This is a genomic window from Anatilimnocola floriformis (assembly GCF_024256385.1).
Taxonomy (GTDB): domain Bacteria; phylum Planctomycetota; class Planctomycetia; order Pirellulales; family Pirellulaceae; genus Anatilimnocola; species Anatilimnocola floriformis.
In genome coordinates this window covers 262,793-287,834 of record NZ_JAMLFW010000002.1, presented here as the reverse complement: position 1 = coordinate 287,834, position 25,042 = coordinate 262,793, and the positions used below count along the sequence as shown (strand labels likewise).

Below are 25,042 nucleotides of genomic sequence, written 5' to 3'. Positions count from 1 at the left end.
TGCAATCATCACGAAATGCTAAGCAAATAGATTGTATGTATAATCGCGAGGTCAACTTCGTAAGTTCAACGACGAGACTAGCATGCCTGCCTATGTCGATCGTTCTCTTGGCGACGGCGTGTTTTATGCGCCCGGCGACTACATCGGCTTTTGGCCGCGGATTGTGATCTTGCTAGTCGATGGCCTGGCGTTGACGATCGGCCTGATAATGGTCGGGATGGTGTCGCAGCTGATCTTTCCACCCCTGTATTCGCTCCTGGCGATCGTTTTTATTTGGGTGTTTGAAGTGCCGCTAAAACGGTCGCGATTTCGCACGCCGGGCTATTGGTTGATGGGCTGCAAAATCGTGAACCTGCGAGGCGAACGGCCTTCTTTGTTTCTGCTCACGATGCGCGCGATCATGCCGTTTTACATCTCCTGGGATCTGGTCTGGAGCGGTATCGATGAAGACCGGCAGTCGCTGCGCGATCGCTACAGCAAAACTTGCCTCGTGAGAGTAAAAGCCGAGCCCATTGGCAGTGGTCCGGTGCAGTTCAGTCGGTACTTTGCGGGCGGGCTGGCGCTGTTTTATCCGTATGTTGTTAGACCGTCGCGAAACTGTTGTGGGATCTCGGCAGGCCAATTGTCGATTTAGGGACGAGCGACTGGCCGCAACTCGTTCCCTAGAATTATCTTCAGCAGAGAGATAAACGCGCAAGTTCTAAAAACGAGCGGAACCCGACTGTTGTGAGAAAATGCCAGATTTGAGCAAAAATTCCGCGCAAGCCTTGTCACGGTCTAGGCTTAGAGAGAATCTCGAAAGCGCGCAGAGGTGTTGTAAAACTGGTATCCATCCGCTCGCACGAACCAAGGGGTTCGTGCTACGCACCTGACGACTTCTTGGCGTAACGGCCTTCGCTGTTAATGCGGGCGAAGACGTCGTTTAGCACCCAGTGGAAGACGCAGAGGTGCAGGCTTTCCACCATGCCCATGTCGTTGAGGTCGACGTGGATGCCGTGCTGTTGCATGGCTTTCAGTTTGCCGCCGCCGTAGCCGGTGAGGCCGTACGTGATGAGCCCGTGGCGATTGGCCCAATCGACGGCGGTGAGGATGTTCGGGCTGTTGCCGCTGCCGCTGATGGCGAGCACGACGTCGCCGGGGCGGCCGTAGTTCATCAGCTGTTGCACAAAGATCTGGTCATACGAAACGTCGTTGCCAACGGCCATGATCCAGCCGAGGTTGTCGGTCAGGCTGAGGACCTTCAGCCGCTTCTTTGATTCATCCTTGAGGTCTTCCGAACGGAGCGAGCTCTTGCCCAGATCCTCGGCCATGTGCGACGCGGTGGTGCCGCTGCCGCCGTTGCCGAAGATGTAGACAAAGCGATCGTTTTCCCAGGCCTGATAGATCAGGTCGCTCATCTTGCGCAGAGCGGCCTGATCGAGGCGGGCGGTTTCGGTTTGGAGACGTTCGAGATACGCGGGAAGGTCGAGCGTGGCGCCGAGCATGGGAGGTTAAGCAAAGATGGTTAGCAAAGAACGTGATAAAAGTCGGCCCTAAAAACTCACTGAGATAGCTTGTGGAACTCGCCGTTGGGTAAAACCAGCTCGGCATTTATGAGCCGTGGATTTTCTCCGTTTGGCTCCAACTTGCCGACGACCAAGCCTTCGCCTTTGTCCCCCTTCACTTTGAACGCCGAATCACGACCGGCGTGGCGGGCCTTGTTCTTTTCCACTTCCTGAACCAGGCCCGTGATCGTCCACTCACATTGGGTCATGTTCCCGATGTGCTCTTGCACGACCGGGTCGGCTTGCAATTGCGGCTGGATCTTTGGGGTGAGAACATTGCCGATCTGGCCAAAGCCATACACGCCGAGTCCGATGCAGCCTGCACAGCTCAGAAGTAAAACGCCGCCCACGCCCAGGAGCACATACAGCAGCGTGTTCGATTTTTTCGGAGTGGTGGGCTGCGTCGACGAAGCAGCGTAGGGATTGGGGCTGTTGGGGTCGAACGACATGTTGTTATTTCCTTCCAGGATCCTGGAGTTAAAGAACCCGAGCGCGAAGCTGGAAGTCATGATAGCGGCCGACCGCAGGCCATGGGAGCAGGCGGCGGGCGGCTAAAAGTGCTTGTCGTTGTCCAGGCACTCCACAGCGTTCGTCGGGCAGAGCGGAGCCAAGCTGAAGATTACGTTAGCGTGTGACCGCCGGTGTGCAGCGAGGAAAACGGCGAACCCGCGGAGCCCAGCGCGAGTCATTGCGTTGACCCTTGCCATGTCAGTGTTTAGAGTAGGTTTTTGAGCCAGATTCTGCCTGGGTCTTTGTCGGCAGTGCTCGCGGCTCACTTTTCGCCAGCTAATCTACAGTCAGCCGATCGTGCATGCTCGCTAAACGTGTCATTCCCTGTCTTGATGTCAAGCTTGGCCGGGTCGTAAAGGGAACGAACTTCCTGCAGCTGCGCGACGCCGGCGATCCCGTCGAAGTGGCCCGCCGTTACGAACAAGAAGGCGCCGATGAGCTCGTCTTCCTCGATATCACGGCCAGCCATGAAGAGCGCGGCATCATGCTCGATGTCGTTCGCCGGACGGCAGAACAAGTCTTCATGCCGCTAACCGTTGGCGGCGGCATTCGCACGCTGGAAGACATTCGCGCCCTGCTCAACGCCGGCAGTGATAAGGTCTCGATCAACTCGGCAGCTTGCAAGGACCCGGAGTTTGTCCGGGCCGCGGCCAAGCGGTTTGGCAATCAGTGCATTGTGGTCAACATCGACCCGAAGCGCGTGCCGCGGCCAGGAGTCGAGAGACGAGAGTCGAGAGACGGGGGAAATGCAGGCCCTCACCTCGCGTCTCCCGCCTCTCGCCTCCCTGCTTCCGATTGCATCTGGGAAGTCCACATCAACGGCGGCCGCACTCCCACGGGGCTCGAAGCGGTCGCGTGGGCCAAAGAAGTTGAAGCGCTTGGCGCCGGCGAGATCGTTCTGACCAGCATGGATTGCGACGGCACTAAGGACGGCTACGATTTGGAAATTACGCGGGCCGTGAGCGATGCGGTGTCGATTCCCGTCGTGGCCAGCGGCGGCGCGGGTAAGCCCGAGCACCTCGCCGATGCCATCACCATCGGCCGGGCCGATGCGGCGCTCGCGGCGAGCATCTTCCACTTCGGTGAGTACACGATTCGTCAGACAAAAGAAATCATGGCCGGGCGCGGAGTGCCGGTGAGGTTGTAGCAGGCTACGACGGACTTGGCGAACGCCAGGCTTCGGAACGAACAGAACAGAGAGGATATTCGAAATGAGCCATTCACCAACGCCCGCACCTTCCGGTCCACCGGCTGCCGCACCGTCGATCGATGACCTGATCAAAAAAATGTCGGTCGAGACGCATGATCTCGAAGTCGACAAGTTCTTTCGCGCGCTGGTCAAGTTCGAGGGCTCCGACTTGCACATGAAGGTCGGTCGGCCGCCGATGATCCGTGTTCGCAACGAACTGCGGCCGCTGAATCATCCGAATATCGAGCGGATCGAAATGGCCAAGCTCCTCGTGCCGATGATGAACGACCGCAATCGTCGCATCTATGACGATGAAGGCGGCGCCGACTTTTCGCACAGCTGCGATGTCGACGGCGTGCGGTGGCGGTTCCGCGTGAACTTGCTGCAGCAGAACGGCTGCATGGGTATGGTCGCGCGTCGTATTAGCAACAAGATTCCGAACTTCGAAGGTCTCTTTCTGCCGCCGTCGATCGAGCAATTGTGCTTTTACGATCAAGGGATGGTGCTGCTCGCCGGCGTGACCGGTTCTGGTAAGTCGACGACGATCGCATCGATGTTGGACTTCATCAACCGCCGCGAGCGCGTGCACATTCTGACGCTCGAGGACCCGATCGAATTCATCTTTTCCGAAGACAAGGCGCTGATCAATCAGCGCGAAGTGGGCTTCGATGTGAAGGACTTCAAGATCGGCATGAAGCACGCGGTCCGCGAAGATCCCGACATCATGCTCGTGGGCGAAATGCGTGATGAAGAAACGTTCATGACGGCCATTCACGCCGCCGAAACGGGCCACTTGGTGTTTGGAACGATCCACGCCAGCTCGGCTCCGTCGACCATCGGTCGTATTCTCGACTTGTTCCCCGAAGCGATGCACAAAGCGATTCGTTCGGCCATCGCCTTCAATATGAAGGGGATCGTCGCGCAGAAGTTGCTGAAAAGCATCAAGCCCGGCGTGCCGCGCGTGCCGACCTGCGAGATCATGCTCTTCAACGCGATCATCAAGAAGATCGTGCTCGAGTCGCAAGACAACAAGCTGGCCGATGCCATCCGCATTGGTGCGGCCGACGGCATGCAAGATTTCACCATGAGTTTGAAGCAACTGATTGACGACAACTTGATCGACCGGCCGACGGCCTTTGAAGTGGCTCCCAACCCGGACGCTTTGAAGATGGCCCTCAAAGGCATTAACGTGTCGCAGCCTGGGATTATTTAATGATTCGCACCTTGATGTCCCGCGCTCTGCCCTGTGCCGGAGCTGCGCTGATCGTGTTGATTGGCGTCGGCCTCGCGCACGCGCAACCGCCCGAATATGTGACCGGCCTGCCAGGTCCGCACGAACTCAACCGTGGTCCTGGTTTCAACCTGGCCATTTGGAAGGTCGTGTTCCTGCTGATCACGTTTTTTATGTGGGCCTTTACGACCGACTGGATGGGTCGCGATACGCACGAGCTCGGCAAGAGCATCGGCATGCCCGCCGAAGTTTGGAACCCGATCGCGGTGTTCACATTTTTGGGTGTGTTCATCGTCTCGATGCTCATCCCGATCTTTCTGGTCGGATATTTCCTGATTTTAACGGCTTATCTCGCGCCGCTGATTACTTACATTGTGCTGCGCAATCAGAAGGTGACCAACGAGCGCAAGGTGCTCACGCCCGATCACTTGAAGCGGACGCTGCAGAACATCGGCCGTGGCAATAAAGGGCCGGTCGAGGAAAAGCAGCCCTGGGAACTCGGCCCTGCGGTCGACCTGCAAGCGGTTGGCAAAGATGCCAATGCGAACCAGGCCAACATGATCGAAGCGCGGCAAACGACCGGTTACGTGCCGACGAAAAAGCTGATCGCCGACGCGCTCGAAAATCGAGCTGAAAAGCTGATGCTCGATTTCACCGCCGAAGCCGTGGCGGTGAAGTACTACGTCGACGGCGTATGGCACAACGGTTCGCCGAAGATTCACGACAAGGAGCCGATGAATCGCGCCTGGGGCGATCTCATGCTCTTCGTGCTGAAGAAGGTCGCGGGACTCAACCCCGCCGATCGCCGCAACAAGCAGGACGGCAAACTCAAGGTCGAATACGGCGGCAGCAAGTACGACACGCAACTCACGACGCAAGGCACGCCGACCGGCGAACGAGCGATCGTCACGTTCCTGCTCATCACCAAGGTGGTTCGCTCGCTCGAAGACCTCGGCATGCGCGACAAGCAGCGCGATCAGCTCAAGGAAATCTTGGGCATGGGGAACACGGGCATCGTGGCCTTTGCGTCGATGCCCGGCGATGGTTTGACCAATTACTGGGTCGCCGCATTGAAAGCCACCGACCGGCTGTTGCGCGACTTTGTCTCGATTGACGATCCGGCGACTAAAGAGCCCGATATCGAAAATGTCAATCCAACGGTGCTGGCCGCCGGTGAGACGGTCGAAGGAGTGATGCCCAAAATCCTCCTCAAGCAACCCGAAGTGATCTGCGTGCCGCACGTGAAGAGCGGCACGGTGCTCGATATTCTGGTGATCCAAGCCGAAGATCAAAACCGGCTGGGAATTGTCAGCCTGCGCGGCAAAGATGCGCCCGATGCCCTGCTGCGATTGCTCGCGCTCAAGCCCGAGATGCCAGGCTTTGCCAAGCAGATGAAGGCGGTGCTGTTCACGCGGTTGATTCGCAAGTTGTGCGACAGCTGCAAGCAAGCCATTCCGCTGGAACCCGCCATGGCGCAAAAGTTGGGCATTCCGCCGGGCCGCGTCGAGAAGATCTACCGCGAATATCAGCCGCCGACGCCGGAACAACTGGCGACGATGAAGAAGCACGAAATTCCGCCCACCTGCCCCAAGTGCCGCGGCATTGGCTACTTCGGCCGGACGGCGATTTTCGAAATGCTGGTGCTCGACGATCGCGTCAAGCAAGCGCTCGTTCAGCAACCGAAGCTGGAAGTCATCAAGCAAGTCGCTCGTCAGGCAGGCAATCGTTCGCTGCAAGAAGAAGCCATCTTGCTGGTGGCGCTGGGCATTACATCGATTCCTGAAGTGCAACGCGTTTTGAAATAGTGAATTTGTAGCCACGCTCGCCAGAGCGTGGGTCAGGTACGCTCGATTCATCCCACGCTCTGGCGAGCGTGGCTACAAAGCTGAACCAATCATGTACATGTTATTAGTCCTATTCACCGTCTTCGCGCTGACTGCCGGCGTGTTGTGGATGCACGGCTTGTGGAGCAATGCCCTCACGCTCATCAGCTTGATTCTGGCCATGCTGATGGCTACCAACTTTTTCGAGCCGGTGGCCGCACTGGCCGATTCGTACTTCCCCTCGGGAACGTATTTTCTGGATGCGGTTTCGCTGTGGGTATTGTTCCTGGCTTTCTTCGGCGCGTTCCGAGGCATCACCGATGCCCTGTCGAAGACGCATGTGAAGTTCATTCTGCCCGTCGAAATGGCGGGACGTTCCATCCTCGCTCTGTGGTGCGGCTGGCTGATGGTTTGCTTCGTGGCGTTCTCGCTCCACATGGCGCCGCTCAATAGTGCCACGCCGCTGGGTGCTTGGACTAATCCGATGGAGCCCACGTTTCTCGGTTTCGCTCCCGACCGGATGTGGCTCGGGTTCATGCAGCAGAACTCGCGCGGCTATTTGTCCCGCGGCAAGTTCTCGTCGTTGCCCACGCATCCCAACGATGCGCAGCTGAACGTCGAGACATTTGATCCGCAGGGAGAATTTTTGCTCAAATATGCCTGGCGACGAAAAGAGTATGCCAAGCTCGAAGGCATGACTCCCTAGCATTTGTCTCGTGAACAGCCCTCCATCAACAGCACGGATCATGCAGAGCGAACCCGAACTGACGCAGTATCGCGCCATCAGCTTCTGGGCGGTGGCCACGCTCATTGTTGGTCTGGCAGCGCCCCTGGCGCTCGTCGGCCCGTTGCTGTGGTGGGTGCCGCTCGCCACCATCCCGCTGGGCATCGTCGCCTTTCGGCAGCTGCGCCAACTCGACCCACGGTACGTGGGCCAGACGGCTGCCGTTATCGGCGTGTGCTCTGCCGCGCTCTTCTTTGCCTGGGCCGTTTCGCAGCGCATGAGCCGCGAGCTTCAAATCACGGCCGAAGCCAAACAACTGGCAGACGATTATCTGAAGCTCATTCTGGCCGGGAAGATCCCCGCGGCTCACCAGATTCAAACGGCCGCCGCGCGGCGGCAGACCGACGAAGCCAATCTCGATGCGTTCTACGAAGCTCAAGCCGAAGCGGGCCGCGACCTGCAGACCTTTCGCAGCCTTGAGCCAGTAAAATACCTCGCTGGGCAGCAAGGTAAGATCGAGCTGCAGATGGCCGAAGTGCTGAACCACACCATCGATGGCACCTCGGACTATGTAACTTTGCGTTACGAGGCGACTTCTGGGCAGATTCCCACCCCCAGCGGCTCGGTTTGGATCACGGCCAAGCGCGACAGCCATCCCGATGCTCCGGGAAGCGATTGGCAAATTTCTTCGATCAGCGTGAGTTCGCCCGCGCCGTAAACCGGCGCAGTAAACCCCCGGGTTTCGATGCTGTGATCTCTGCGCTCTTGCCGCAGGCCATAGCGTGCCAATTTTGCGGATTACGCGAATGTAATCGGACAATTTGTCCGCATGCGTAGCTTTGCGGGAAGCCGAAGTGCAATTCGCTCGCACTCCAGTGGATTTTTTTTGTTCGCATTCTTAGTATCGAAATGAAGAGCTAGTTAAGAGCATTTCGATAGCTCTGCTGGTTCGGACCTCTCCACTTCTCATCAGCCGCTGCGGAACAGACGGCTATCGCGAAAAATCGCCGCCCGGCGTTTGGGATGCCGTTGCGCGCAAATCGCGAAACATCAAGGAATTGCGATGAAACGTTCATGCGCTGTGCGGAAGAGCTTGCGGCAAGGCTTCACCCTCGTGGAATTGCTAGTGGTAATTGCGATCATCGGTGTGTTGGTGGCGTTGCTTTTGCCCGCCGTGCAGGCCGCGCGCGAAGCTGCTCGCCGCACGCAATGCTCGAACAACATGAAGCAGATCGGCTTGGCCGCCCACAACTTTCACGACACCTACAACAAACTGCCAGTTGGCACCCATGACGACGACCACAAGAGTTACTGCTGGCGGACTTGGCTCCTACCGTTCGTCGAACAAGGAAATCTGTACAACCGAATGATCGCAGATGGCATGTGGGTGCCACCGGGAATGGGCGGCGGCCCGAACGGCGTGCCGACGTTGAACATCGATACGGTTCCGAAGTCGGAAATCACCGGCGCAACCGGCGACCTCCTGAAGGTGAAGCTCGGCTTTTACACCTGTCCTTCCGATACGCTGCCGGAAAGAGACAACGATGGCTACTTCAAGACGAACTACTGCGGCAACATGGGGCCGACCGTGGGCACAATCAGTACTTGCGCCGCCGCTGATTCTAAGGGCGAGTATCAGCAGGGCGTGTTTCTACTTTCGAATCAGAACACCGATACGTGGGTCGTGCGCCTGGCCGACATAACTGACGGCACGAGCAACACGATCATGGCTGGTGAAATTAGCGAGTCGCTGAACATCAATAAAACCACGCCAGCTGATAAACGCTTTCCGATCTGGCCGGGCGGCAATAACAATGGCGACTGCAATCTCGGCTCAGCCGGCTCGGCAGGCATGCTGCGGTTTATCGACACAGCGTATTTTATCAACCGCAAGACCGGCAACGAATCGAACATGTGCTTCGGCAGCAAGCATCCGGGCGGCGCCATGCTCAGCTTGGGCGATGCATCGGTGCGGTTCATCAACGAAAGCGTCAGCACCACGGTGTGGCGCGCGGCCGGCACTCGCTACGGCGGCGAATCGGATCTGCTGCCGTAATTGACGCTGATTCGGCTGACTTCATTTAACTTATCGGGTTTACCATGCTCCGTTCATCATTCGTGCTGCTCGCGCTGTTGATCCTCACCGGCTGCGGTTCCAAGTCCAATTCCGTTTCCGGTAAGGTTACGTTCCAAGGTCAGCCAGTGACCGGCGGATCGATCACGCTCCTGCCGCAAGCCGGTGAAGGTAAGCCTGCTGCTGCCGACCTGCACAGCAACGGTTCGTTCAGCATGACCCCCGGTAGCGCAGCCGGCGGCGTTACTGCAGGTCAGAATCGAGTGATCTACTCAGCGCCGGTTTTGGAAGTACCGGCCGGCGTTGAGTTGCAGCCTGGTCAGGGCGCCCCTCTCTCGCCGTTCGCGGGGCTTCGTCCGAAGAACGAAACGGTTGATATTACTGCGGGCAAGAACTCGCTCGAAATTGAGCTGACAAAGTAGCCGAATCGGCGAAAAGCCAAATCGCCAAGAAGTACCAACTGTCCAGCGACAATGGGGTCTGCTGGCATCGCTGAAGTGGGCTACAGGCCCGAGGTTTCAGCGGCGATTTCGGGCAAAAGCCTGACCCTCGCGGCGCACGAGTTGCGTGCGTAGAATGGGAGTACGTGGAACCCAGTTCTTGAGAGGAGTCCTGCTCATGAAGACGTTTGTTTTGTCAGCCGTAGTATTGCTCGCTGGCTTGGCCTCGACCGCCAGCGCTCAATATGTTTATGCACCTTATTCCAGCTATTACGCACCAGCGGCTCCGGTGGTTGCCCCGGCTTACTATGCAGCGCCGGTTGTCGTAGCACCGCGGCGAGCAGCCTACTATGCTCCGGGCCCGGTCTACGCGGCTCCCGTGGCTCAGGCCAGCTATTACAGCCCGGCCTATTCGAGCTACTACGCTCCCGCGCCGGTCGTCGCCGCTCCAGTCTATGCGGCTCCGGTGGTTGTCGCCCGCAATGGCCGTAGCATCTATGGCACTCGCCAAGTTTATTACCCTGGTCAGCCAGTGCTGAATACTTGGCGAGCCATCACTCCCTAGTTGATCGTGCGCCGCTCAGGCGGGATCGACTTTTACCACTACCTTGCGGACGCTGAGATTTGCAGGTCCGCCAAGGTAGGATGAGAACGGTGAATCGCATTCCGGGTTCTCGGCAATCGATACGCCCGGCATGTGCGCGTCTTGCGGTCCGAAAACAGTAAAGAAACCCTCGGCTACCAAAAACATATCGCCGATTCCGCTGTACGGCGAACTCGCGAAGAACATAACTTCTCGCGCCGGATCATAAGCCTCGCTCACGGTCATCCTCGGCCGCGCTGCCCAGCCCATTCTCTCCGCACCGCGGGCCACGAACTGTACATCCCAGTAGCGTTCATGGGCTTCGAACTTTCCTAGCATCCGCGACTTCGGCGTATAGTCCTGCACCAGGGCAAAAACCTTGTCTCCCTCGATCTCGTGTTTGCCGAGCGTGAGCTTCAAGAGATCGGTCGAGCGCAAGAACTCAAACGCCTTTTGAAAACGAGGACCAAGGCCGAAGTAAAGTTCTGCGCGGGAGAGGTGGTCGAGAATCATAGGATTTGTCGCTGAGTGATGATGGTTGCCCGCGATTGTAACGCAATTCCGCTGTCTGCTTCCTATTCAGTCCGCTCGAGCAGCGTCGCGATCCCTTGCCCCATGCCAATGCACATCGCGGCGAGACCGAAAGTAGTGTCGGTTGTTTGCAGTGATTGAAGCAACGACAAGATAAGTCGCACGCCGCTGGCGCCGAGAGGATGGCCGATGGCAATCGCGCCGCCGCGGCGATTCACTTTTTCGGGATCGAGTTCCGCCTGGCGAATGCAAGCGAGCGCTTGGGCGGCGAAGGCTTCGTTGAGTTCGATCGCGTCGATGTTGCTGAGCGAGAGCTTGGCACGCTGCAGCAATTTTTTGATCGCGGGAACCGGACCGAGGCCCATCTCACTGGGTGTAATGCCCGCCACCGCGGTGCCGCGAACGATCGCCAGCTCGGGCAATCCTAGCTCGCTTGCCGTTTCACGAGACATCACGAGTAATGCAGCAGCCCCATCATTGCGAGGGCTGCTATTGCCTGCGGTAACCGTACCGCCTTTGACGAACGCAGCGGGGAGTCGCGACAGCGCCGCGATGTTGGTATCCGCGCGCACGGTTTGATCGCGATCGATGAGAATCCGCTCGCCGTGTTCGTTGTGTCCTGAAATGGGGATCACGAAAGGATCGTTCGTGGCTGCTGCCAGTTGATGACTGCGCGCCGCGAAAGCATCTTGATCGGCGCGTGAGATGTTGTACCGCTGCGCGAGAAACTCCGCCGTCAGTCCCATCGACATCGCGGCTGGAGAAGTGACTTGCGCAAGTTGCGGATGCAGCAAATCGCTCGGCGGCGGCGTTTGGCCAGTCATCTTCTCGACGCCGACGACGAGTTGCACATCGGCATGCCCGGCTTCGATGGCATGCACGGCTTGATGAAGCGCCTGCAAGCTGCTGCCGCAAAGTCGATTGACCGTGACCGCGGGGCACGTGACCGGCAAACCGGCCAGCAGCGCGATCTGTCGCGCGGCGTTGAGGGACATTTCACCGGTCTGCAATGCGCAGCCGACGATCACGTCGTCGATGATTTCTGGATCGAGGTTTTGCTGCGTGAGGAGCGTGCGAATGCAATGTGCTGCGAGTTCATCGGCGCGGATGTTGCGCAGCCAACCTTTTTCAGCGTGCGCGCGGGCAAAGGGAGTGCGGGCTCCGGCGGCGATGACGGCTGCTCGAGTTCCGTTCAACATGATTGTTGTGAAACCTAGGTCTGATTGCGCTTCGGCCCCTCACCCCAACCCTCTCCCCGGAGTACCGAGGCGAGGGAGAAAGAACACAGTTACGCGGTTAGCGTTCGTTTGCCGGCGGCCCAGTCGAGCAGCAGTTGTGGCGGTTCGTAGCGGCCACCACGCTTGCGCCAGGGTTCTAGTTTGCGAAGAATTTCGCCGCCGCCCACTTGCTGCGCCCAGTGAAGGATGCCACCGCGGAAGGCAGGAAAACCGAGCCCGAAAATCACGCCGAGGTCGATGTCGCGGGCATCGTGCACGCGGCCTTCTTCGAGCACGCGACAGGCTTCGAGGAGCATCGGCAGCAGCAGGCGATCCTGAATTTGTTGTGAATCGAGTCGCTCTTCCGTGCGGACGTATTTGGCCAGGATTTCGGCAGCGGCGGGATCATCGGCGGGTTCGCTCGTTGGCTGGGCGTAGGCATAAAAGCCCATGCCGTTTTTGCGCCCGAGTCGGCCGCGCTTGATGAGTTGCGGCAGTAGCGGCGATGCCCGCACGCGATCGGGCCAGGCTTCGAACATGGTGCGGCCGGCGTAGAACGCCGTGTCGAGGCCGACGAGATCGTAGAGCGCGAGCGGCCCAAGCGGCATGCCGTACTCGATCGCAGCGTCATCGACTTCGCGCGGCGTGTGGCCGTCGTGCAGCAGTTCGATGGCTTCATTGAGATAAGGCGAGAGTAAACGATTCACGAGGAAGCCCGGGCCATCTTTCACGACGACCGGCATCTTCCCCATTTTGCGGCCGAGCGCGATGGCAGTGGCGATTGTTTCGTCGCTCGTCTGTTCGCCGCGCACGACTTCGACGAGCTTCATCCGCTTCACGGGATTGAAGAAGTGCATCCCGCAGATCCGCTCCGGTTGCGCAAGTCCAGCGGCAATCTTCGTGATCGGAATCGAAGAAGTATTCGAGGCGAGAAATGCATCGGGGCCGAGAAGTGCTTTGAGGCGTCGCAGCACGGTCAGTTTGATGTCGAGGTTTTCGATGATGGCTTCGATGACCGCATCGCTGGCCGCGAGTTCCGCATCGGTAGTGACTGCGCTCAATCGCGCGGCCAGTTGTGGCACTCGCGCGGGATCGGCGGCCTTGATTGCGGGGTTGTACGCTGCTTCGAGCACGACATCTTCTGCTGCCTTCGCGAGAACGGCAGCGTTCGCATCACCGAGGCGAACTTGCAGACCGGCCTTCAGCGCCGAAGCCGCGATGCCGATGCCCATGATACCCGCGCCAAGCACGCTCACGCTTTCGATCGTGCGCGGTTTCGCTGCGACATGCTTGTCGTGCTTGTTGTAGTCCTGCAGAAAGAAAACGTGTACGAGCGCGCGATTGGCGGGCGAGCCGAAAAGCTCGCCGAAGGCAACGGTCTCTCGCGCGAGTGCGACGGCCAGGTCCGTGCTCGCGGTGTCGACTAGCAGGTTAATCGCGGTGAGCGCTGCCGGTTGATGTTTCGCTTCGGGCACGAGCTTCGCCGCCGTGGTGAAGCGGAGGAAATCTAGTTCGGTCGCGCTGAAGAGTGCAGCACCGCTGCGGCGGACGCGATCTGCCAAGTAGCTTTTCGAAGCCTGTTCGCGCTGGGCCATTTTCAGTGCAGCAGGCAGCAACTGATCGCTCGCTGCGCTCTCATCGGCAAGGCCAGCCGTTACGGCAGTGGCAGCCGGCAGAGAATTGCCCGACGTGATCATTTCGACCGCGGTCGGCAAACCCACGAGTCGCGGCAGTCGCGCACAACCGCCCCAGCCGGGAATCAAACCGAGTTTCACTTCGGGCAAGCCGAGTTGGGTCTTCGGCTGATCGGCCACGATGCGCCGATCGCAGGCTAGGGCCAACTCGAGTCCACCACCGAGGCACACGCCATCGATGGCAGCGATCGTGACGGCGGGGAGCTCCGACAATTGACTGAGAATGCCTTGGCCACGACGACAGAGTTCGGCGATTTGGCCTGGCGAATCCATCAAGCCGACAAATTCTCGAATATCCGCGCCGGCGATGAACGTTCCCGGCTTGGCCGAAGTTAGAATGACTCCTTGCAAATCGGCCCGGCCGCGGAGCGTTTGCAGATGGGCGGCCAGTTCGTCGGTCACCGCGTGCGACAGCACGTTCGCGCTCTTGCCGGGCAGATCGAAGCTCAGCAGCGCGACCTGCGGCTGGGGGAAGGTCAGAGAGATAGCGGCGGACACGTTGGGCCTTTGGTTAGGGTGCTGCTGGCAATCTACTGGGGAGTGCGAGTGATGGGGAGATGGGGAGTTCAGACGATGGGACGACGAGTTTTACTGGCGCTGTTGTTGGCGCTAGGCTGCGGTTTCGCAGTTGCGCAAGAGCCGGCTGATAAAACCGTTCAGCTGACCATTGATTACGGCGATGGCGTGCAGAAGACGTTTTCTGCGATTGATTGGAAAGAAAAGCAGACGGTGTTCGATGTGCTGCAGGCAGCCGAAAAGCATCCGCGGGGAATCAAGCTGAAGCATCGCGGCAGCGGCGCGGCGTTGTTTGTATCGGCCATCGATGACAAGGCCAACGAAGGGGTCGGCAGCAACTGGACCTTTCAAGTAAATGGAACGCTGGGCGACCGGAGCTGTGCGATCTTTGACGTGCAGGCTGGTGATAAGCTCTTGTGGAAGTTTGGAAAAAATCGCTAAAATTACCTCGCCTGCCGGAAGTAGCTGAATTCTGGCGAATTCAGCCACTTCGCATCGCTCGAAGATTTAAAAGGTCAGTTGAAATGAATAAGCGGTCGCTCGCTGTCGAACTGTTGGTCCTGGCTGCCCTCATCACGCTCGGCGCGGGTGTGCGGATCGTTCTCGGGCCGGAGATGCCGAACTTTGCGCCGATCGCGGCCATTTCGCTGTTTGCTGGCTATTTCTTTCAGCGGACAATTCTTGCACTCCTCGCGCCGTGGGTTTCGATGCTGGCCAGCGACGCCGTGCTCGGCGGTCACGAATGGCAAATGATGCTGGTCGTTTATTTCATGCTCACGCTGCCCATCGCCTGGAGCCTGGTGCTGCGACGAGTGCTGAAGATCGAACGGACTTCGTCGACTGGCAGCTTGGCTCTGAGCGTCGGTGCCCTCATCGGCTGCAGTCTGGTTTCGTCGGTCCTGTTCTTTCTGGTGACGAACTTTGCCTGGTTCCCGTGGAGCGATTTGTATCCTCATACGGTCGATGGCTTGGTGACGTCGTATCAGCGGGGGCTGCCGTTCTTCCGCAATACGCTCTGCGGCGATCTCTTCTTTGCGGTCGGCCTCTTCGGCAGCTATGCCCTGGCCGTGAGCGCAGGTTGGCTCCATGAAACCGCCGCCGAAGGCAAAGCTATCTCGGTCTAAGCGGGCGTTTTCGCAGGATTAAACCGTTTGGGCTGAATGAGTTGCGATAAATGTCGCTGCAGCCTGAAAATCTTCTCGAGCTAGCTGCGATCATGCCTGGACACTCAGGCCGATAATCCGGTAGACTTACGGGCTTCACTTTTTCCCTACCCGCATTTCTTGATTCAAAGTCCAACGGAGAAATCGGCCATGATGAGTTCGTTTGGGAGGCACGATGGTTAAGCTTGTTGTTCGCGACCGTGAGAGCATTCAGGAAGCCGTCCGCCGCTTCCGTAAGTTGGTCGAACGCAGTGGCATTAAGAAGGAAATGCGCCGCCGCGAATATTACGAAAAGCCGAGCGAAATCCGCCGTCGGTCGCGTCTTCGCGCCGAACGCCGCGCCCGCCGCAGCAAGCTCATGCCAGGCACCTAGCCTGTCTCTCAGGATATTCCCCCGCTCGCGTTCAACTGGCGGGGGAACGTTGTTTTCACGCTGCTCGCCAGTATTGTCCCTGGGCGAGATATCGTGGTTGTCTACCTGTTATCAGGTGGAGTTGTTTCTCAAGGTGACTGGTTCCCCAAGGTGATACAGTGATCATCATTCTCAAATCCGACGTCACCGAAGATCAGATTCAGCATGTGATCGAGCGGGTCGAAGCCCTCGGCATGCGAGCCCACCTCAGCCGCGGCACGTATCGCACCATCATCGGCGTGATCGGCGACGAGCAAAAGCTCGGCTCGGAACCGCTCCGCGCCATTCCAGGCGTGATGGACGTCATGCCCGTGCTGCCGCCGTATAAGCTCGCCAGCCGCGAAGCTCATCCGCAGGCCAGCATCGTCGATGTCGCGGGCGTGAAGATCGGTGGCGGTAATCTCGCCATGATCGCCGGGCCCTGCGCCGTTGAAGAACCCGAGCGGATGATGAACATCGCCGCCGCGGTGAAGAAGGCCGGCGCAAATATCTATCGTGGTGGTGCTTACAAGCCGCGCACCAGCCCTTACGCCTACCAAGGCTCGGGCGAAGAAGGCTTGAAGATTCTCCGCGCGGCTGGTGACGCGCACGGCATGCCCGTGGTCACCGAAGTGATGGATCCACGCTGCGTCGAGGTCGTCGATCAATACGCCGACATGATCCAGATCGGCGCGCGGAACATGCAGAACTTCGTGCTCCTCACCGAAGTGGGCAAGACCCGCAAGCCGGTGTTGCTGAAGCGCGGCATGAGCGCGACGATCGAAGACTTGCTGATGAGCGCCGAATACATCCTCTCGCAAGGCAACAACCAGGTTGTGCTGTGCGAGCGCGGTGTGAAGGGCTTTGATAAGGTCACCCGCAATCTATACGACGTGGCCGCGGTCGCCGTCGTCAAGGGTTTGTCGCACTTGCCGATCATTGTCGATCCGAGTCATGCAACCGGCCGGCCTGATCTGATTCCGCCGTGTGCTCTGGCGGGTGTCGCCGTCGGCGCCGATGGCGTGCATATCGAAGTGCACGACTGCCCCGAAAAAGCCAAGTCCGATGGTCCGCAGGCTCTCCTCCCGCGGCAGTATGCAGAGCTTGCTGTTCAAATTCGTAAATTGGCCGAGTTGTTTGGCAAAACGATCTCGACCCGGCCCCAAGAAAATTAACGAGACCGCCGCATGAGAAAGAAGTTTATCGCTGGCAACTGGAAGATGAACACCAACGCAGCGCAAGGCGTCGAACTCGCCGCCGCGCTGGCGAAGGCGATCGGTTCGTCGACCGATGTGGAAGTTGCTGTTTGCCCGCCGGCCCTGTACCTGAGCGCCGTCGGCGCTGCCATTAAGGGTTCCAGCATCGGCCTGGGTGCCCAGAACTGTCACCACGAAGCCAAGGGCGCGTTCACGGGCGAAATCGCCCCCGCCATGCTTCTCGACGTCGGCTGCAAGTACGTGATTCTCGGTCACAGTGAACGCCGCCAGTTGTTTCACGAAACCAATGCCGACGTCAACAAGAAGACGATCGCTGCTCTCGCTGCCGGCCTCACGCCCATCGTGTGCGTGGGCGAATCGCTGGCCGAACGCCAAGCCAACAAGACGAGCGATGTCGTTCGCGAACAGGTCCAAGGTTCCTTGGCCGGCCTGGCTGGCGAGCAAATCCTGAAGCTCGTTATCGCTTACGAGCCGATTTGGGCCATTGGCACGGGTGTGGTCGCCACGCCGGAGCAAGCTGAGGAGGTGCATGCTGACCTTCGCTCGCTGCTAACGTCGCGATATACTGCAGCCGTCGCCGACAAGGTGCGGATTCAATACGGCGGCAGCGTGAACGCGGAAAACGCCAAGACTTTGCTCTCGCAGCCGAATATCGATGGAGCGCTCGTCGGTGGCGCATCGCTCAAAGCCGACGGCTTTTTGGCGATCATAAACGGGGCCAAGTAGCCAGAGCTACGGAGAGAATCAACATGCTTCAACTATTGCAAATCGCTCCCTTGGCGCTCGGTGCACTCCACTGGGCGTTCATGATTCCGATTTTCCTCCTGAGCGTCTTCCTCATTCTGCTCGTGCTCGTGCAACGCGGACGCGGTGGCGGTTTGACCGGTGCGTTGGGTGGTATGGGTGGTCAAAGCGCGTTCGGCGCCAAGGCCGGCGACATGTTCACCAAGATCACCATCGTCACGGCGATGATCTGGATTCTGCTCGCCATGGGCGCGCTTAAGGTATTGCACCGGTCGCGCTTGGGTGGCGGCGGTGTTGCCGTTCCAGCTACGGTTCCCGCTAAGGGCGGTGCTGTTCCTGCCGATCCAACTGGCCCGGCTCCCGGCGGCATTACTCCCGAAAACACGGCTCCGCCGAAGGGTGAAGCGCCGAAGGGCGATACCCCGAAGGGCGATACCCCGAAGGGCGATACCCCGAAGAGCGACACGCCGAGCACTCCGCCGCCAGCTGCCGAAACGCCGGCCGCTCCGGCGACGCCGGATGCTCCCGCAGCACCAGCAACTCCCCCTGCTCCACCGGCCACGCCGGAGAAGAGCGACAAGTAAGCCACACGGGCGATGGATTGCCAGTTGGTCGTTACGGGCTCGGCTTGAAGTTGCCGGGCCCTGATTTTTTGCTGCGAGTACGCAGTATTTGTTTCTGGCAATTCCATCTTCTGCGGAGAGCGGCCTTGTTATCGAGCATGACGGGGCATGGCGAAGCACATCGAAACGTCGACGGATTGTCCGTCGCGGTCGAGGTGCGCAGCGTCAACAACCGCTTCTTCAAACTCAGCTTTCGCGCCAGCGAAGGCTACGGCGCGCTTGAATCGCAAGTCGAAGCTCTCGTTCGTCAAAGCGTTCGCCGCGGCACCGTGCAAGTCAACTTGCGGGTCGATCGCCAGGCTTCTCCTGACGACTATCGCTTGAATCAAGCCGTCATCGCTGGTTATCTGAAGCAACTTTCCAATCTCGCGGCCCTCGGCATTGCCGTCGACGGCGTGCGGGCCGATTCGCTGCTGCAGTTGCCGGGCGTGGTGTGCGAACCGGTCGCCGATTGGTCTGCCGTCGAAGCGCAATGGCCGATTATTTCGGCTGCGGTCAACGAAGCCGTCAAGCAGTTTGCCGCGATGCGGTTGGAAGAAGGCCAGACGATGGCCGCCGACATGCGAGCCAACTGCGCGCTGATCGCCAAAGAGCTGCAAGCCATCGAAGTTCGCGCACCGCTGGTGATCGACGCCTTCCGCACGCGAATCACCGACAAGCTCAACAAGCTGCTCGCCGAGGTCGGCACGCGGATCGAACCTTCCGACGTGGTTCGCGAGATCGGCGTGTTCACCGAGCGGAGCGACATCAGCGAAGAGATCGTCCGCCTCAAGAGCCATCTCGAACAATTCGAAACGGCGATGCAGGTCGAAGAAGCCGGCGGCCGGAAGCTCGACTTCCTGACGCAGGAAATGTTTCGCGAAGCCAACACTATCGGCAGCAAAGCCAACGACGCCGAGATTGCCCATCACGTCATCGAGATCAAAACCGCCATCGAACGGGTGCGCGAGATGATCCAGAATATCGAGTAATTGTGTCTGTCGTTATGAACCTCAAACCACCAACAGCGACCTCTCCCGCCGTCAGCACCGGCCGGATGATCGTAATTTCCGGTCCTTCGGGGGCCGGGAAGTCGACGGTGGTGCGCGAACTGCTGAAGGGTTGCGGCTTGCCGCTGACGCTCAGTGTTTCGGCGACCACGCGGGCTCCGCGGGCAGGCGAGGTTCACGAGCAGGACTACATTTTCCTTCCTCGCGACGAGTTCGACCGCCGCCGCCGGGCCGGCGAGTTTCTCGAAAGCAAGGAAGTGTACGGCCGCGGCGACTGGTACGGCACGCTGCAAAGTCAAGTTGCCGCTGGCCTTGCGGACGGGAAGTGGGTAATCTTGGAGATAGACGTCGACGGCATGCAGTCGGTCGTCGAGCGTTATCCTGAGACGATTACCTTTTTCATTCACTGCGGCGACATCGATGAACTCGAGCGCCGGCTGCGAACCCGCAACACCGACAGCGAAGATGCCATCCGCCGTCGGTTGGAAGTGGCCCGCCACGAACTCGCTTATCAGAACCGTTACCGCTATCAGATCCTGAACGACGACGTCGACCAGTCGGTCCGTCGCATTTGTGATATTTTGCAGCAATTGCAGTTGGGAGCTAGTACGAATGCTTGATGACTTGCGCGAAGAAGGAATTGTGAACAAGGTCGGCGGCCGCTTTAAGCTCAGCACGCTCATCCAAAAGCGGATGGTGCAGCTGAACAAGGGTGGGCACGCCCTGGTGGATATGAACACGCAAGACAAGATGCAAGTCGTGCTGGAAGAGATCCTGCAGGACAAGATCTTCCTGGATGCGTCGAACAACCTGAAGACCACCGAGTTCCAAGGAACCGGCGAGACGATGGAACTCGACCTCGGGGATTTGTAGTTCTCGAATGAAGCAGCGCGAGATTATCGTCGGCGTGACCGGTGGCGTGGCGGCGTATAAGTCCGCCATGCTCGTCAGTCGCCTGGTGCAAGCGGGCGTCGGCGTAACGGCGGTCACCACGCGCGCCGCCGAGCAATTCATCGGCCCACCAGCCTTGGCCGCGCTCTCGGGCCGGCCCGTTGCTCGCGAACTCTTCGATCCGGCCTTTCCCCTCGGCGCGCACATCACGCTCGCCGAGCGTGGCGAACTCCTGGTCATCGTGCCCGCCTCTGCCGACTTCATGGCCAAGGCAGCCCACGGCCTTGCCGATGATTTGCTCTCGACGCTCTATCTAGCCTTCACCGGCCCCGTGCTGATGGCCCCGGCGATGAACACGGCGATGTGGAACCACGTCGCCGTGCAACGCAACGTGCAGCGCCTGCGGGACGACAGCGTGGAATTTATCGATCCCGAATCGGGCTGGCTCAGCTGCCGCCAACAAGGGGCCGGTCGTATGGCAGCCTGGGAAGCCATCGCCGCGGCAGTGCAAAAGCGTTTGGACATGCTGCCACCGCGTGATGCATAATAAATGCGGGAGTTTTTATGTCGCCCGCACTAGAACAAGCAGCACTACTAATCGCTGGATTGACCCGCGCAGAAAAGGCGCAATTGGTTCAATCCGTCATCGGCGATTTAGGAGATGTCTTGCCAGGTATCGAAAGTCGCACGGGGGTTTGCGGCGGAGAAGCCTGCATCGTACGTACCAGAATACCTGTCTGGGTGCTGGAGCAGGCTCGTCGCTTGGGTGCAAGCGAAGCTCAGATTCTGCAAATGTATCCCACGCTGCGGGCTGAGGATCTTGTTCACGCTTGGACCTATATACGATCGCGCCGTGATGAGATCGAGCAGGCAATCCGTGAAAATGAGGATGCCTGATACGTGGCAATGCTCTATTCCAACGAAAATTTCCCAAAGCCAGTCGTTGATGAACTGCGCGGTTTGGGGCACGATGTCCTGACGGTTTTGGAAGCCGGCAAGGCAGAGCAAGCAATTCCTGATGATGAAGTTCTGTCCTTTGCACTTGGCTTGGGACGAGCCGTACTGACCCTCAACCGAAAGCACTTCATTCAATTGCACAAAGAACATCCCAATCACGCAGGGATTGTGGTGTGCACGCTGGACACGGATTTTTGCGGTCAGGCCGCGCGGATTGATGCCGAACTCAAACAGAACGAACAACTCGCAGGCAAGTTGCTGCGAGTAAATCGGCCTCGATAAGCAAGTATGGCATAACCACTACCTTTACCGGCGCTAACGTGATGCGGTTCGGTCTTGTCGCCTTAAACGCAGTCATCACTCTCTTCGCCGTGTTGTTTTGGCTTTGGACTCAATACGGCGTTCTCGGGTTCGTCTTCTTTGTTCCGCTGGCGCTGCTGGTGGTCGGCTGCATGTTGCTCTCGCGGTGGAATCGGCGGCCGTGGGCCTATGCGTTGTTCGCAGCCTATTTCACGTTGTGGGTGCTGACAGCGACCTGGGGTGGCAGGGCAACTACGAACTTTGTGCGCGGCCGACTCGACAAACCAGGAGTCGCATATCTCGCCGCAGACCCGCGCGGCGGTGACCACTTCGCTGCAGCGGCGAGAACCATTCCAGATCCACCGTGGGTGTACATCGGCTGGGCTTCGGCCCCATGTCCGTTCGTGACCTCGCTCGACTATGCCTGCGAAATCGATGGGTACGGCAGGGGCGATCGCGCTTATTTCATTTGGGCGCCGGGCATGGGTCAACGCGCGTACACGCAAAACTTCTGGTGGTCAGGTTTGTGACAACGAGTGCACTGTTGGATTGACTACCCAAAAACTTCCTTCACCGGCGCGCCGCCATCGACGATGCGGATCGGCCGGCCGATGATGCTCATGTTTTCCTTGTCCGCATCAATGCCCAAGCCGTAACAAACCGTACGAAGCATGTCGCTGACGTTCACGGGGCGATCGGTCACCGATTCGCCACCCTTGTCGGTCTTGCCGATTACCTGGCCACCCTTCACGCCGCCGCCTGCGAGCGCCATGTTGAAGGCTCGCGGAAAGTGATCGCGGCCCGTGCGCGGGTTGACCCGCGGCGTGCGGCCGAACTCGCCCATCCAAAGTACGAGCGTATCGTCGAGCATTCCTTGCTGCTTCAAGTCTTGAATCAGAGCGGCAAACGGCTTGTCGAGTTGGCCGCAGAGTGAAGTCGTCTTCTCAAAATTATCGAAGTGCGTATCCCAGTTGCCAAGGCTCACCTCGATAAACGTCACGCCGGCCTGCACCAACCGGCGAGCCAATAGGCAGCCCTTGCCGAATTCGGAATCGCCGTAGAGCTTGCGGACCGATGATGACTCCTTGTCGATGTCGAAGGCCTTCATCTGCGGACTGAGAATCATTTTGCTGGCCCGCTCATACACCTTCTTGTGATCGGCCACTTCCTGTTCGCCACCATTCGCGGCGTAATCGGCTTCGAGCTTGCCGAGCAGATTCAGGCGGCGCTGAAAACGACTGCTGCTAGTCGGCAGTGCTGTGTTATCTGGTGCGCGGTTGGCCGAGGCCATCATGAAGGGATCGAAGTCGACGCCCAGCAAACCCGCGCTATCGCCAAAGCGACCACCGCCGATGCGCACGAAGCTGGGGAGTTCGCCGGCCTGATGATTCACCTCATGAGCCACGATCGAACCGAGCGTGGGGTACTTCACACTCGCGGTCGGCAAGTAACCGGTGTGCATCAAATACGTCGCGCGGGGATGCGCCCCCTCGCGGCTGTTCATAGAACGAATCAGGCAGAGATCATTCATCACCTTCGCCGTTTCGGGTAGCGCGGCGGCGATCTCGATGCCGGGAACAGCCGTGCTAATCGCCTTCGTCTCACCGCCATTGGCGTGATTCGGCTTGGGCGAGAACGTTTCGAACTGACTCGGCCCACCTTGCATCCAAAGCAGGATGCAAGCCTTGCCTTGCTTCCGCAGTTCGGGAGCCTTGGCCGTCAATTGATCGGCCCAACTCAAACCGCCGGCGACGGCAGCAGTGCCGGCGATGGCTTTGAGAAAGTCTCGCCGTTGCAATTGGCCTTGGCGGTAATCGAGGGTCATTTGGTGGTGAAGTGTCATTTTGATTTCCCATGTTTTGGTCCCCTCTCCTCGGTACTCCGGGGAGAGGGTGAGGGGCCGCAGCGGAATGGACTCGTTCTGCAGCACAGCCCCTCACCCTGGCCCTCTTGCCGTAGGTACACGAGGAGCGGGAGCAGGGCTTAATTACCGCCGATACAAAAACTCGGTCGAATTAATCAATGACCAGTGAATATCCTCAAACGCATCCGTTCGGCTGCGCGTGTCGGCAATGTGTGCCAGACACGTCGCAGTTTCCTTCTTACTCGGCTCGCGACCCAGCGTGCGCAAGTACAGTTCGCTGATAAGTGCGCGGTCGTCCTTGAATTCGTTCAGCAATCGTCCCAAGCCGCTACGTGACGAGCGGCCGTCGACCGCGCCGTTGATGAACGAGGAGTTCATCATCGTCAGCGCCTGCGGAATGGTGCCGCCGATTTCGTCGCGTCGTTCGCTCGGGTCATAGCCAAAGACTGCCGAGAACGATTGACGCGGGCCGCGGCCGAACCGTGCGCCGGGACCACCCGGACCTCGGCCGCCAAAGCCAACTTGCTCGCGCGTATCAAGCGCGGTCAGCAGATTGTCGAAGATTTGATCGGCCCGCAACCGCTGTTGTACGTTGGCCGTGAAGGCCGGCTGATCGGGGTTGCGGCGCGAGCGGCTCGTCCGCTGATAGGCCTGCGTGCTCATGATCGTTTCATACAACCACTTCACGTCGTAGTTCGTGCTGGCGAAAGCAGTCGCCAGGCATTCGAGTGTTTGCGGCGCATCGCAGGTCCGATCGGGCCCCATGTCGTCGACTGGTTCATAAAAGCCTTCGCCGACGAGTTCGGACCAGAGTCGATTGACGAGTGCCTTGGCAAAGTAGGGATTCTCCGGCTTGGTGATCCACTGCGCGAGCGTGGCGCGGCGCTCGGAGTCCTTCACATTGCCGCGCAGCTTGTCGCCAGTCGCAAACAGCACCGGCTGCATTAGCGTGCCGCGGGCGGTTGGTTCTTTCAGATCGGGCATGCGATGCTCGGCCGAGCCACGCACTCGGTTGCCGTTGCGCTCGATCGGCTCGTTGCCAAACTCGGTGGTGACGACACTGATCGAACGATTGTCAGGCGTGAGAATGATTCGCGAAGCCACCCGCGGAAAGAACGCGGCCAACTCGTGAAACTGCTCTCGCTTCCAGCGATCGGTGGGATGGTCGTGGCACTGAGCACATTGAATCTGCACACCGAGGAAGATCCGCGAGATCTCCGCGACGGTTTCCTCCGGCTTCCCTTCCTGAGCGATGATCAGAGCGGTTTCGCCCTTCTCCAAGCCGTCACCCTCGGCAGTGATGAATTCGGTGGCAACCTGGCTCCAAGGTTTGTTCTTGTTCAGCGAGTCCTTGAGATAACTCGTCAGCACGCCGGCGACGAGTTGGGCCCGCTGCTCGCTCGCGCGGTACATGATGACGTCCCGCCAGTAACGCGACCAGTTTTCGCCAAAGCGCGAATCGGCGAGGAGCTTGCGAACGACGGCGGCCCGCTTATCGGCGGCGGGATCGAGCGCGAACGCCGTCACTTCGCTCGCCGAGGGCAACCGACCATGCAAGTCGAGCGTCACGCGGCGGAGGAAGATTTCGTCGCTCGCCGCCGCGGTTGGCTGGAGCTTGTCGGAAGAGCCCGTCTCGGTGGCCAATACCTCATCGACCTTGGCGGCGACCGTGGCTGGTACTGCCGACGATCCGGCTGGCGTTTCCGCGCCGATCGCCGTGGGGGCGATAGCAGCAAGCAGGGCGAAGGCGAGCCAGGGGCGATAGGAGCGCGGGCGATGGGAACGCATAAGCATCCTCCCGAACGGTTTTCAGCTGTTTCCAGAAGT

At 59.1% G+C, this 25,042-nt stretch carries 29 protein-coding genes; 22 read left to right on the top strand and 7 right to left on the bottom strand.

Features of this window, described 5'->3' with window-relative positions; all coding sequences use genetic code 11:
• Positions 1 to 82 precede the first annotated feature (82 nt).
• Positions 83 to 634, top strand: a complete 552-nt coding sequence (locus tag M9Q49_RS25875; protein WP_254512187.1) for an RDD family protein — start codon at positions 83 to 85, stop codon at positions 632 to 634.
• Positions 635 to 860: 226 nt separating this feature from the next.
• Here the strand turns inward: M9Q49_RS25875 and M9Q49_RS25870 are convergent, their stop codons facing one another.
• Positions 861 to 1,484, bottom strand: coding sequence for an SIS domain-containing protein (locus tag M9Q49_RS25870; RefSeq protein ID WP_254512186.1), 624 nt, complete (start codon positions 1,482 to 1,484; stop codon positions 861 to 863).
• A gap of 56 nt (positions 1,485 to 1,540) precedes the next feature.
• Positions 1,541 to 1,993: a hypothetical protein gene (locus M9Q49_RS25865; protein ID WP_254512185.1), complete on the bottom strand. Its 453-nt coding sequence runs from the start codon at positions 1,991 to 1,993 to the stop codon at positions 1,541 to 1,543.
• Positions 1,994 to 2,355: 362 nt separating this feature from the next.
• On the opposite strand from M9Q49_RS25865, the gene hisF reads away from it, so the two are divergent.
• The 8 genes from hisF (at position 2,356) to M9Q49_RS25825 (ending at position 10,100) form a co-directional block, all read left to right on the top strand.
• Positions 2,356 to 3,201 (top strand): imidazole glycerol phosphate synthase subunit HisF, encoded by an 846-nt coding sequence (gene hisF / locus M9Q49_RS25860; protein WP_254512184.1) that lies wholly within the window; start codon positions 2,356 to 2,358, stop codon positions 3,199 to 3,201.
• Positions 3,202 to 3,265: 64 nt separating this feature from the next.
• Complete coding sequence (locus tag M9Q49_RS25855; RefSeq protein ID WP_390844980.1) at positions 3,266 to 4,456, top strand: type IV pilus twitching motility protein PilT; 1,191 nt, start codon at positions 3,266 to 3,268, stop codon at positions 4,454 to 4,456.
• On the top strand, positions 4,456 to 6,279 hold the full coding sequence (locus tag M9Q49_RS25850) for an ATPase, T2SS/T4P/T4SS family (RefSeq protein WP_254512183.1): 1,824 nt from the start codon (positions 4,456 to 4,458) through the stop codon (positions 6,277 to 6,279). Before M9Q49_RS25855 ends, M9Q49_RS25850 begins: the two co-directional genes overlap by 1 nt.
• A gap of 91 nt (positions 6,280 to 6,370) precedes the next feature.
• Positions 6,371 to 7,003, top strand: a complete 633-nt coding sequence (locus tag M9Q49_RS25845) for a hypothetical protein (RefSeq protein WP_254512182.1) — start codon at positions 6,371 to 6,373, stop codon at positions 7,001 to 7,003.
• A gap of 40 nt (positions 7,004 to 7,043) precedes the next feature.
• The gene (locus M9Q49_RS25840) at positions 7,044 to 7,739 is read left to right on the top strand and encodes a hypothetical protein (protein ID WP_254512181.1); all 696 of its coding nucleotides are present in this window, start codon (positions 7,044 to 7,046) and stop codon (positions 7,737 to 7,739) included.
• A 345-nt stretch (positions 7,740 to 8,084) separates the two neighbouring features.
• Positions 8,085 to 9,077, top strand: coding sequence for a DUF1559 domain-containing protein (locus M9Q49_RS25835; RefSeq protein WP_254512180.1), 993 nt, complete (start codon positions 8,085 to 8,087; stop codon positions 9,075 to 9,077).
• A gap of 44 nt (positions 9,078 to 9,121) precedes the next feature.
• Positions 9,122 to 9,517: a hypothetical protein gene (locus M9Q49_RS25830; protein WP_254512179.1), complete on the top strand. Its 396-nt coding sequence runs from the start codon at positions 9,122 to 9,124 to the stop codon at positions 9,515 to 9,517.
• A gap of 196 nt (positions 9,518 to 9,713) precedes the next feature.
• Positions 9,714 to 10,100, top strand: a complete 387-nt coding sequence (locus tag M9Q49_RS25825; RefSeq protein WP_254512178.1) for a hypothetical protein — start codon at positions 9,714 to 9,716, stop codon at positions 10,098 to 10,100.
• Positions 10,101 to 10,115: 15 nt separating this feature from the next.
• On the opposite strand, the gene M9Q49_RS25820 is transcribed toward M9Q49_RS25825, so the two are convergent.
• The 3 genes from M9Q49_RS25820 to M9Q49_RS25810 all read right to left on the bottom strand — a co-directional run bounded on the left by M9Q49_RS25820 (position 10,116) and on the right by M9Q49_RS25810 (position 14,058).
• A complete protein-coding gene (locus M9Q49_RS25820) occupies positions 10,116 to 10,631 on the bottom strand; it encodes a YhcH/YjgK/YiaL family protein (RefSeq protein ID WP_254512177.1) in 516 nt (171 codons plus the stop codon).
• A gap of 62 nt (positions 10,632 to 10,693) precedes the next feature.
• On the bottom strand, positions 10,694 to 11,848 hold the full coding sequence (locus M9Q49_RS25815) for a thiolase family protein (RefSeq protein WP_254512176.1): 1,155 nt from the start codon (positions 11,846 to 11,848) through the stop codon (positions 10,694 to 10,696).
• A gap of 89 nt (positions 11,849 to 11,937) precedes the next feature.
• Positions 11,938 to 14,058: a 3-hydroxyacyl-CoA dehydrogenase NAD-binding domain-containing protein gene (locus M9Q49_RS25810; RefSeq protein WP_254512175.1), complete on the bottom strand. Its 2,121-nt coding sequence runs from the start codon at positions 14,056 to 14,058 to the stop codon at positions 11,938 to 11,940.
• A gap of 75 nt (positions 14,059 to 14,133) precedes the next feature.
• On the opposite strand from M9Q49_RS25810, the gene M9Q49_RS25805 reads away from it, so the two are divergent.
• From M9Q49_RS25805 to M9Q49_RS25745, 13 genes are all read left to right on the top strand, one after another.
• On the top strand, positions 14,134 to 14,517 hold the full coding sequence (locus M9Q49_RS25805; protein ID WP_254512174.1) for a DUF4430 domain-containing protein: 384 nt from the start codon (positions 14,134 to 14,136) through the stop codon (positions 14,515 to 14,517).
• A gap of 83 nt (positions 14,518 to 14,600) precedes the next feature.
• Entirely contained in the window at positions 14,601 to 15,200 is a 600-nt protein-coding gene (locus tag M9Q49_RS25800) for a DUF6580 family putative transport protein (protein WP_254512173.1), read from the top strand.
• 214 nt (positions 15,201 to 15,414) lie between these two features.
• Positions 15,415 to 15,612 carry a 30S ribosomal protein S21 gene (gene rpsU / locus M9Q49_RS25795; protein ID WP_254512172.1) on the top strand — a complete coding sequence of 66 codons (198 nt, stop codon included), beginning with the start codon at positions 15,415 to 15,417 and terminating at the stop codon, positions 15,610 to 15,612.
• 158 nt (positions 15,613 to 15,770) lie between these two features.
• Positions 15,771 to 16,805: a 3-deoxy-7-phosphoheptulonate synthase gene (gene aroF, locus M9Q49_RS25790; protein ID WP_254512171.1), complete on the top strand. Its 1,035-nt coding sequence runs from the start codon at positions 15,771 to 15,773 to the stop codon at positions 16,803 to 16,805.
• Between the two features lie 12 nt (positions 16,806 to 16,817).
• Positions 16,818 to 17,573, top strand: a complete 756-nt coding sequence (tpiA, locus tag M9Q49_RS25785) for a triose-phosphate isomerase (protein WP_254512170.1) — start codon at positions 16,818 to 16,820, stop codon at positions 17,571 to 17,573.
• A 23-nt stretch (positions 17,574 to 17,596) separates the two neighbouring features.
• The gene (gene secG / locus M9Q49_RS25780; protein WP_254512169.1) at positions 17,597 to 18,175 is read left to right on the top strand and encodes a preprotein translocase subunit SecG; all 579 of its coding nucleotides are present in this window, start codon (positions 17,597 to 17,599) and stop codon (positions 18,173 to 18,175) included.
• A 125-nt stretch (positions 18,176 to 18,300) separates the two neighbouring features.
• On the top strand, positions 18,301 to 19,185 hold the full coding sequence (locus M9Q49_RS25775) for a YicC/YloC family endoribonuclease (RefSeq protein ID WP_254512168.1): 885 nt from the start codon (positions 18,301 to 18,303) through the stop codon (positions 19,183 to 19,185).
• A gap of 14 nt (positions 19,186 to 19,199) precedes the next feature.
• Positions 19,200 to 19,823 carry a guanylate kinase gene (gmk, locus tag M9Q49_RS25770; RefSeq protein ID WP_261365359.1) on the top strand — a complete coding sequence of 208 codons (624 nt, stop codon included), beginning with the start codon at positions 19,200 to 19,202 and terminating at the stop codon, positions 19,821 to 19,823.
• Positions 19,816 to 20,076 (top strand): DNA-directed RNA polymerase subunit omega, encoded by a 261-nt coding sequence (locus tag M9Q49_RS25765; protein ID WP_254512166.1) that lies wholly within the window; start codon positions 19,816 to 19,818, stop codon positions 20,074 to 20,076. Before gmk ends, M9Q49_RS25765 begins: the two co-directional genes overlap by 8 nt.
• 7 nt (positions 20,077 to 20,083) lie before the next feature.
• Positions 20,084 to 20,641: a flavoprotein gene (locus M9Q49_RS25760; protein WP_254512165.1), complete on the top strand. Its 558-nt coding sequence runs from the start codon at positions 20,084 to 20,086 to the stop codon at positions 20,639 to 20,641.
• Between the two features lie 17 nt (positions 20,642 to 20,658).
• Complete coding sequence (locus M9Q49_RS25755; protein ID WP_254512164.1) at positions 20,659 to 20,991, top strand: DUF433 domain-containing protein; 333 nt, start codon at positions 20,659 to 20,661, stop codon at positions 20,989 to 20,991.
• Between the two features lie 9 nt (positions 20,992 to 21,000).
• Positions 21,001 to 21,333 carry a DUF5615 family PIN-like protein gene (locus M9Q49_RS25750; RefSeq protein ID WP_254513624.1) on the top strand — a complete coding sequence of 111 codons (333 nt, stop codon included), beginning with the start codon at positions 21,001 to 21,003 and terminating at the stop codon, positions 21,331 to 21,333.
• Between the two features lie 41 nt (positions 21,334 to 21,374).
• Positions 21,375 to 21,881: a hypothetical protein gene (locus tag M9Q49_RS25745; RefSeq protein WP_254512163.1), complete on the top strand. Its 507-nt coding sequence runs from the start codon at positions 21,375 to 21,377 to the stop codon at positions 21,879 to 21,881.
• 23 nt (positions 21,882 to 21,904) lie between these two features.
• Here M9Q49_RS25745 and M9Q49_RS25740 read toward each other — a convergent pair whose 3' ends face one another.
• Entirely contained in the window at positions 21,905 to 23,194 is a 1,290-nt protein-coding gene (locus M9Q49_RS25740) for a DUF1501 domain-containing protein (protein ID WP_254512162.1), read from the bottom strand.
• A 144-nt stretch (positions 23,195 to 23,338) separates the two neighbouring features.
• Positions 23,339 to 25,003: a DUF1549 domain-containing protein gene (locus tag M9Q49_RS25735; protein WP_254512161.1), complete on the bottom strand. Its 1,665-nt coding sequence runs from the start codon at positions 25,001 to 25,003 to the stop codon at positions 23,339 to 23,341.
• Between the last annotated feature and the right edge of the window lie 39 nt (positions 25,004 to 25,042).